The organism is Leifsonia sp. SIMBA_070, from assembly GCF_046534635.1.
Classification (GTDB): domain Bacteria; phylum Actinomycetota; class Actinomycetes; order Actinomycetales; family Microbacteriaceae; genus Leifsonia.
The window spans coordinates 1-381 of record NZ_JAWRYK010000061.1 but is presented as its reverse complement, the minus strand read 5'-3'; the positions used below and the strand labels follow the sequence as shown (position 1 = coordinate 381).

Here is a 381-nt window from a genome sequence, read left to right as displayed (position 1 = left end):
AACATTATCTGACGTGGCTCTCCTGAAGCGGCTGCGGAATGCCGCCGACTGGTTTGGCATACTTGCCGCACAAACACTTGCTGTACGCGCCGCAGTTACGGGTTGTACAAGCGGAAAGAGATTGCGTCTTGTCGATGGAACAGCAATCAGTGCGCCCGGGGGCGGCAGCGCTGAATGGCGACTACATATGGGATATGATCCTCATACCTGTCAGTTCACTGATTTTGAGCTAACCGACAGCAGAGACGCTGAACGGCTGGACCGATTTGCGCAAACGGCAGACGAGATACGCATTGCTGACCGGGGATTCGGTTCGCGTCCCGAATGTATCCGCTCACTTGCTTTTGGAGAAGCTGATTATATCGTCCGGGTTCACTGGCG

1 protein-coding gene is annotated in these 381 nt (G+C 54.9%); it reads left to right on the top strand.

The window, feature by feature from the left end; all coding sequences use genetic code 11:
* The coding region (locus SB754_RS19410; protein ID WP_410784039.1) for a transposase at positions 1–381 on the top strand (381 nt) is incomplete at both ends.